The organism is Verrucomicrobiia bacterium, assembly GCA_019634635.1.
Lineage (GTDB): Bacteria > Verrucomicrobiota > Verrucomicrobiia > Limisphaerales > UBA9464 > UBA9464.
The window spans coordinates 1-7,551 of the sequence record JAHCBB010000065.1 but is presented as its reverse complement, the minus strand read 5'-3'; the positions used below and the strand labels follow the sequence as shown (position 1 = coordinate 7,551).

6 protein-coding genes are annotated in these 7,551 nt (G+C 66.4%); 3 read left to right on the top strand and 3 right to left on the bottom strand.

What is annotated here, in order from left to right; all coding sequences use genetic code 11:
• Positions 1-526 precede the first annotated feature (526 nt).
• Positions 527-784, top strand: coding sequence for a hypothetical protein (locus KF791_20710; GenBank protein ID MBX3735005.1), 258 nt, complete (start codon positions 527-529; stop codon positions 782-784).
• Positions 785-1,020: 236 nt separating this feature from the next.
• Here the strand turns inward: KF791_20710 and KF791_20705 are convergent, their stop codons facing one another.
• A complete protein-coding gene (locus tag KF791_20705; GenBank protein MBX3735004.1) occupies positions 1,021-2,352 on the bottom strand; it encodes a PcfJ domain-containing protein in 1,332 nt (443 codons plus the stop codon).
• Between the two features lie 533 nt (positions 2,353-2,885).
• Here KF791_20705 and KF791_20700 point away from each other — a divergent pair.
• The gene (locus KF791_20700) at positions 2,886-3,338 is read left to right on the top strand and encodes a hypothetical protein (protein MBX3735003.1); all 453 of its coding nucleotides are present in this window, start codon (positions 2,886-2,888) and stop codon (positions 3,336-3,338) included.
• Positions 3,339-3,508: 170 nt separating this feature from the next.
• Positions 3,509-5,194, top strand: coding sequence for a hypothetical protein (locus tag KF791_20695; protein ID MBX3735002.1), 1,686 nt, complete (start codon positions 3,509-3,511; stop codon positions 5,192-5,194).
• Between the two features lie 37 nt (positions 5,195-5,231).
• Here the strand turns inward: KF791_20695 and KF791_20690 are convergent, their stop codons facing one another.
• Together KF791_20690 and recA are read right to left on the bottom strand one after the other, a co-directional pair.
• Complete coding sequence (locus KF791_20690; GenBank protein MBX3735001.1) at positions 5,232-6,197, bottom strand: hypothetical protein; 966 nt, start codon at positions 6,195-6,197, stop codon at positions 5,232-5,234.
• Between the two features lie 129 nt (positions 6,198-6,326).
• A complete protein-coding gene (gene recA / locus KF791_20685) occupies positions 6,327-7,469 on the bottom strand; it encodes a recombinase RecA (GenBank protein ID MBX3735000.1) in 1,143 nt (380 codons plus the stop codon).
• Positions 7,470-7,551 lie beyond the last annotated feature (82 nt).

Genomic DNA, 7,551 nt, shown 5'->3' with positions numbered 1-7,551 from the left:
CCAAGGATTCGGCAACTGCGCCTTCTCAAGCCGGAAATCGTTTCTCCGTAGAACTCTGACCGTCTGCATGGCCAAACAAATCTTCCGCATTCTTCGAACCACGGCCCCTCCCCAGCGTTTCTCCTGCCGTGAGCGACAGCGGTCTGCCGTGCCCCGCCTACCCCAAAGCCCCGAACCATGGACAGACCGTGCCCTCGATCAATCCCGCGTCATCCGGAACCCCGCGGAGTCACGCTGGCTGGATTTCGGCGATCCGACATCGCCCGCCCTCCAGGTATGCGCGTCGAAGGCGGGCCTTCCCGTGTTTCAGAATGCAGGCTCAGCCGCAATCCCGTCCTGCGATTCAACCCCGTTCAACAGTTGCTGGGCACCACAAACGCCATCCCCGCTCTGGCGCAGATGCTTTCCGGCGAGGAACCCGAGGCCAACCGCGTCGAACTGGCGTGGAGCCAGCCGTGGCGGGAAGACCGTGAGCAATCCGGGTTGTTTCAGTCCACATTGAAAGCCCTCAATCGCGACCCTCACCATGGAAATCTGGATCCTCATTGCCTTCGGACTCATCACGGCGCTGCTGGCGGGCCGCAAAGGCTACAACCCGGCCCTCTGGTTTTGCGCCGCCGGCATCATCGGGTTGATCGTCCTTGCCTTTCTTCCCTTTGTGAACAAGAAGAGCCCGCTTCCCGGTCCAGAACGCGCCCAACGCAAGAAATTCGGCAACCTGATCGGGGGCGTCCTCTCTGCCGTGGCCATCGTGCTGCTCCTGATCAACTTTGGTAATCCGTAAGCCCCTTGGTGAAGTAGAGGCAGCGGTTTGGAAACGGACAACTCTGCGACGGAATCGTGGCCCTGTTCCATGGTTCGCGAAATGGCCTGGCCGCCGAGCCGGTGTGAACTCTGGAACGGCAGGAGACGCGTTGCCGCCTCGGCACCGGTTGCGGCGGATCACCGAGGCGCAGTCCACGGGGGACCTGGCGGAAACGTTGGTCGTGTGGGTGGGGCGCTCGCAGCGTGGGTAAACGGCTACTGCAAGAGGCCGAGTATGGCATAAGAAAAGCCGGGGTGGACTCCGTTTCCTCTGGGGTTCCTGAGAATCGTCTGCCGATCATGGAAATTCGGTTGGGATTCAATGGCACGGCGCCAGGCGTCCGTGGCGGCCTCCTCCTCGGGTGACGGGGCGCGGTTGCCCGGACCGCGAATCTGGAGGAGGCGGAAAGTGTGGGGACAGATCTGCAGGGTGACCCGGGCCTCGCGACTGTTGCTGACGGAGAACAGGACGGATTCGCCGGTCGCGCAAATCTGGAGGCATTGGATCGCACAATGGTTCATCTCGTGCCCTTCTCGCGCCAGGTCGCCGACAGTGCAGAGCTCCCGGATGGTCCACTCGACATCGGCGATCCTCAGCGTGCGGTCCCATCCCTGGGAAGGCCATGTGTGGTGAACCAATTGACGGCACAAGGGATTCCGGAGATCCGTCAGGCTCCCGAGGATTTCGGCAATCACGGAGCGCAACGAGCGTCGCTTGATGGTGAACGGACGGGTCCTGTTCTGAGGAGGGACACCGTCGTGGGCGTCAACTTGGCGGCGTTGGAAGTCACGGTATGCGGCGTGGGCCCAATGGATCATCAGGACCCCCATCCCGGGGACAATCCCGTCGCGATTTCGGGCGAGCCAGGGTGCGAGCGCGCGCACCACCGGGGCCGCAAACATGAGTGCCGGGATGTCGCCGAAGGCCCGGAAATCCTGGGTGGCCGGGAGGTCGCCCCCCGAGTCCAGGATGAGGGCGTGACGTACGGCGTCCCAAAACGGAAGATGCCGAGGCGCTTCCGTGAACTGCCGAACGCCCAGCCGGGTGAGCAGCGGTTTGCCCACCGGATCCATGCACAGGTAGGCAAGCCCCTCATGGAGGCTTCCGCCACGGCCGGTGAAGATGGCCAAGGTGAGCCAATTGGGATCGTCCCATTCCCTGTCCTCAGGCCCTCCCTGGGGATCCAGCCATTGGGGCACGTCGTACAAGAAGAAGAGGTGCGCGAAGAGATCGCTGAGGCACGTGAATGCATCCCCATTCGGCGGAACCCATTTCGTCACCGGGCGCTGCCAGAGAAGGTGGTACTCCACGATGATCTTCAGGAACCGATGGGAGGGCGTGTCGAACCCAATGCCAGCGCCGGCTTGGAAGTAGGGGTGGCGCTCCAACGTGGCGATGGCGCGATCCTCTCCGTGGTCCAATTCTTCCTGGGTGAGATTGCACCAGCCGTGACGCAGGACCATGTAGAGGTCCTTGACGCCGAGGCGGTTGACGTCTCCCGCCGGGAGCGGGGACCGGGGTTGCGGATCGTCGCCGGCCGCGTCCAATCGTGGCCGGATTCCTCCAAAGAGCTGGCGTCCTGCCCCTGCTGCGATCAGCAGACGCCACGCGAGATCCGGGAATCCGTCGAAGGTTCCGGGTGCGTCCAGACCCAGATACCGCGCGCTTCCGGTCGAGCCGCGCGAGTGTCTGGCGGAGCGAGTCGGGACGGGATGGGCCGCTCCTCGGTGTCGGCACTGAAACGTCTGGAATACTGCTGTTGGGAGCAGCGAAGCCCGATGCAGCGAGCGATGGCCAGCAGGCAGAGAGCGGGTTCCATGGGCCGGGAATGGCCGCCCGCGGCCGGGACTTGAATCGGGGCTCCCCTTTTGGTCCGCCTGGATCATGATCCGCCGCGTGTCGTCACTCCCCATGATGCGAGCCCTCCTCGGATTCGCGTTCTTGTGTCACTGCCTGGCTGCGCCGGACGTTCGGGCCGGGTTCGTTTACACGGTTGATTTCAACGGGACCAACCTGGATTCACGCCTGTATGTCGAAAACGCTCCGCAATACGGAGCGCGGTTGACCGGGACCCGGAGTGGTGCTGCGCATCCGCCGGGAGGGATCCGTGGTGACCTCCGAGTTCGATGCCGGGGAAGGGTTCACGACGCTGATGGAGACCGAGTTGGAGGGCTTCGAACTGCCGATGCGCTTGAAGCTGTTCCTGCTGCAGGCGGATCCCGGCGCCTATCCGCCCCCGTACACCGATGCGGCATCGGCGCTTTTCGACGAGCTGCGATTCGAATCGGAGGGCGTGCAGGGCTTTGTTCCCGGAGCCTTCACGACTCCCGCGACGATCTCCTCCGAACGGCGGGTGTGCTGGCCCACCGAAACGGGAACGTGGTACCAGCTCCAGTGGGCTCCACAAATCACCGCCGGGAACTGGCTCAACATGGGCGCTCCGGTGACGGGGGATGGGACCGAGGGTTGCTTCACGGACCTGGAGGCCGCTGACGAGGCACGGTACTACCGGGTCGAAACGGTGCCGCGGTAAGCCAGCACCGTAACCGGGACCGCGCGCGGGCGTTTTCGGCAAGGTCCGCTTGGGAGATCCTCCCCCGCCCCCGCCCCGCCTCGCGCGAAAGCCACTCCCTCAGAATAGGCACTGCTGGAGGTCGAGGCTCCGGCTGGCCATCCGACGCGCCACCTGTCACGCTGCAATCCATGCCGGTCCGACGTTTATTGATCGTCCTGCTTGCCTGCGCCGGTCTGGTCTGGGCCGGGCCGGACGACGACTTCGTGGAGATATACCAGCTGGTGCAGGTGTCGGACGCTCATCGTGCCGCAGGCCGCAATGAGGAAGCGCGGGCCGGATACGAGCAGGCCCGGGTCCAGCTGTTGCAGTTGAAGAAGGATCACCCCACCTGGAACGAGCGGGTGATCGCCTACCGCATCCGGTACGTGGACGAAAAGCTGTCGTTGTTGCCGGACCCCGCGCCGGCCGTCGCCGCGCCGGTGGTGCGCCCGCCGGCCCTTCCTGTCGGGCAGCCGGCCGCCCCCGAACCCGCTCCCGAAGGCGAGGTGTTGACGCAGTTGCGGGGCCTTCATCAGGAGATCGGCCAGTTGCGGTCCGAGAAGGAACGCCTGGAGGCCCGCCTCCGCGAAGCCCTCACGGCGCAGCCCGCGCCCGTGGATCCCCGGGAACTCCAGGCGGCGGCCGAGCGGATCACCCGCCTCCAGGCGACCAACCAGTTCCTTGCCGAGCGCCTCGAGGTCCAACAGGCGGAGCGTCAAAACCTCGTGGACCGGGTCCTCGTCGAGGAGGCGGAGCGCGCCCTGGCGGCGGCCAACGCCCAACTGGCGGCCCAGGCGGAAAAGACGACCGATCTCGAACGGCTGCGCCACAGCGCCGAGGCGGAGCTTCAGCGGCTGCGGTCCGGCGAGATCCGGACCCTCGAGTCGGAAAACTCCACGCTGAAATCCCAGGTGAAGGAGCTCAGCGCCGCCACCCCGCGGGGAGACCAGATTGCCAACCTCGCGGAACGCGTCAGCCGCCTCCAGGACGGCCTCGCCGCGGTGCGCCGGGAGAATGAGACCCTCCTCGCCGACCGCGTGCGGCTCGAAGCCGATTTGGAGGCGCTGCGCCAGCGACAGACCGAGGAGGGACTCGTCCGCGTCCGGCAACTGGAAACCGATCTCGCATTCGCCCGGGCCGAGGGGGAGCGGCAGGGGGTGCGGGCCCTGCAGCTGGAGCAGCGCCTGCTTCGGGAGCAACAGGCCCGGGGCCTCGTGGAGACCGACAACCGGTTCCTCTCCAATCGGGTCGCTGAATTGACCGTCCGGGTGGAGGACCTCCAGTCGGTCCGGATCCAGCTCGCGGCCGAGCGCGAGGAACGCGAGGAGATCGAGGCCCAGTTGAAGGCCGCCGAGGCGCGGCTTGGCGCGCTGCGTCCGGTGATCCCCGGCGGGGTCCAGGGGGACACCGAGGCCGCGTTTCTCGAGATCCTCGCCGCCGAGCCCGCCTTTGCCGCCCATGTGATGACGATTGAGACCGAATCCGCCCGGCTGCGGGATGCGCTCCGAGAGAGTCGGGCGCGGCAGAACGAGCTGCTGATGGTCCTGGCTGAAGCCGAAAAGGCGCGATCCCGCTGGGAACGCGAGCGCCTGGAACTGATGGCCACCATCGCCTCCCTCCAGACCGCGCCGACCGCGAAGCAGGCGGCGGCCACCCGGCGGGCCATCGAATCCCTGGAGGAACGCCTGCGCCGGGTTGAGCGGGAACGGGACGCCCTCGCCCGCCGCCTCGAGAACGCCACCCAGACCTCCCGGCGCGAACTGCAGGCAACGAACCGAACACGAGTCGGATCGCCCCGCGATGAGGCATCGCGCTCCCGCCTGCAACGGCGCTGAGGCCGGCGGAACGTTGGGCATTCCTCGCGCGCCCGGTTCAGCGCGCGAGCACCCGGCGGGCGTCCGCCTCGTCGTCCGTCAGCTCGCGACGGAACAAGCGATAGGTGTTGGTCGCGGCCACCGAATCCCCGACGGCCAGCCACCGCTGGGGTCCCAGGGTCTCCAGTTCGACATACGGGACCGGATCCGGGTTGGTGTACACCTCCACCGAACAGCCGTCGTCTGCGTACGTCCCGCCGGCGATGCGCGGAATGTCCACCCGCAGCAATTCGTGCGCACCCACCCACACCATGGAGACCCCTTCGTTGCCCACCTTGTGGGATGCCCGGGTGTCCCGGGTGAGTCGCAGCAGGTTTCCGCGTCGGGACAGTGTGGCGGGCACCGGACCCCACATCGCGCTGGTGCCCGACTCAAACCGCGTATCCGGAGGCACCGGCAGATACACCGCCACCGGGTCGGCGACCTGCGTGATCACCCACACGCCCAGGCTCACCGGTTCGCCCGCCACCTTGTGGTAGGTGGTCTCGATGCGCAGGACCGGTTGATCCGGCTCCAGGAGGACCCGGCGCTCCGTGCGGACGCCGAAGCGCGGGCTCACCGGGGAGGTCAATCGCAGGGCGCCGGGCTCGGCGCGCGCCTCCACAGCGGAGGTGTCGAACACGTCGGGCGGTGGCCAGTTCCAGAGGCTCTGCGGCGCCGGCCAGGACTTGTCGCCACCGAAGCTGCCATGCGCGGCGGTCCAGGGCTGATCAGGCATCGGCTTTCCGGCCAGCGCCGGGTTCTCCCAGAACGGTCCGTTGGTCGCGCCGGCGAACCGGAATTGCATCACCCGGCCCACCTCCGGCACCACGATCGTCTCGACGATTCCGTTCGAAACCTTCCAGGCACTGGACCACCCCTGGTGGTTGGTTCTTGCGACGGTGACCGGTGCCGCCCCATTGACATTGCCGGCTGCTGCGAGTGCCGCCACCAGTGCACCGAGCCCCGCCACCCAGGATTTCATGGACACATCGTTCCGCCGCCGGATCCCGCTCACAAGCCCGGAACGGATGGCGGACGCCCGGGGGTCGTTTCCTGGGTTTCGCCGGGAAGCGCCCTCCCGAAGGCCCTCCGTGGAATCCGGGCTCCCGGATCAGGCCGTCCGGGCCTTTGCCGGAGCCGGGGTTGCGGTTGCGGTTGCCACAGCCGCAGGAGCGGTGGCGGCAGTCGGCGCTTCAATCACCGGGGCTTTTCGCACGAGAATCGCCTCGCGGATTTTCTGCGCGAGCTCGGGCTTTTCCATGAGCGCCTTGCGGGCGGCGTCCCGGCCCTGCCCGATCAACTCCCCCTCAAACTGCACCCAGGCCCCCTTCTTTTCGACCGCGCCGCAATCAATGCCCACGTCCAGGAGGCAGCCCTCCTTGTCAATGCCGTGATTGAACAGGATGTCGAATTCGGCCTCGGCGAAGGGCGGGGCCACCTTGTTCTTCACGACCTTCACCTTGACGTGATTGCCCATGACATTGCCCGCGGCGTCCTTCAGCGCATCCTTGCGCCGGATGTCCATGCGGACGCTGGCATAGAACTTCAGCGCCTTGCCTCCGGGCGTGGTCTCGGGATTGCCGAACATCACCCCCACCTTCTCACGGAGCTGGTTGGTGAACAGACAGGTGGTCCGCGCCTTGCTCAGGATGGCCGTGAGTTTGCGCAAGGCCTGGGACATCAGGCGGGCCTGCATGCCCATGGTCGCCATGCCCATCTCGCCCTCCAGCTCGGCCTTCGGCACCAGCGCCGCCACGGAATCCACGACGATGATGTCCAGCGCCCCCGACCGCGCGAGGGTTTCGCAGATCGTCAGGGCCTCCTCGCCCGAATCCGGCTGCGACACCAGCAGGTTCTCCAGATCCACCCCGAGTTTCTTCGCGTAGCCCGGGTCAAGCGCATGTTCGGCGTCAATGAAGGCCGCCACGCCGCCGGCCTTCTGCGCGTTGGCAATCAGGTGGAGCATCAGTGTGGTCTTGCCGGAGCTTTCGGGTCCGTAGATCTCGATGATCCGCCCGCGCGGCACGCCGCCCACGCCAAGGGCCAGATCAATGGCGAGGGCGCCGGTCGGGATGACTTCGACCTGGCGTTGGGCACCGGCCGCTCCCAGCCGCATGATGGCGCCGTCGCCGAAGGACTTGGTGATGCTGGAAATCGCCGCCTCGAGATCGCGGGATTTGGCGGCCGCCTGGCGGGAGGCATCGGCTTCCTTGGGATCGGCGGGTTTGGGATCGGACTTGGCAGGTGCGGGCATGGGATGAATTCGAAGGATGTTGAAACCGGTCGCGAGGCTAGCCCGACTTTCGCAACTGGAGAAGAAAAAGGGAGAGAATGGG